1 pseudogene is annotated in these 493 nt (G+C 63.5%); it reads right to left on the minus strand.

The features are described 5' to 3' along the window. Nucleotides 1–493: pseudogene (locus tag AZSI13_RS00135) on the minus strand (heme utilization protein); the annotation flags it as partial.

A 493-nucleotide genomic window follows, 5' to 3' on the forward strand; every position in this document is an offset into this window, starting at 1 on the left:
CAACGCTCAGGCCGGCCAGGGCATCGGTGGTGATCTTCTGCAGGTCGTCGGTGGCCAGGGCAGCCACCTGAGCGGTCTTCAGACCGGCCAGTTGCTTGGAAGTCAGGGCGGCAGCCTGATCGGTGGTCAGCCCCACGATCTGGTCGGTGGTCAGAGCCCCAATCTGGGTGGCGCTCAGGCCGGCCAGGGCATCGGTGGTGATCTTGGCCAGATCAGCCGTTTCGATCTGAGCAATCTGCTTGACCGTCAGGGCAGCGATCTGATCAGAGGTCAGCACAGCCGCCTGGGAAGTCGTCAGACCAGCAATGTCGTCAGTGCCGATGGCAGCAACTTGCTTCGCCGACAGGGCCTTGATCTGGTCCGTAGTCAGGTTAGCCACCTGGTCGGAAGTCAGGGCGGTGACGGCAGCTACGCTCAGGCCAGCCAGGGCATCGGTGGTGATCTTGGCCAGATCGGCGGTTTCGATCTGCGGCACCTGCTTCACGGTCAGGGC

Origin of the sequence: Azospira sp. I13, assembly GCF_003112695.1 — a bacterium.
In the GTDB taxonomy this organism is placed as follows: domain Bacteria; phylum Pseudomonadota; class Gammaproteobacteria; order Burkholderiales; family Rhodocyclaceae; genus Azospira.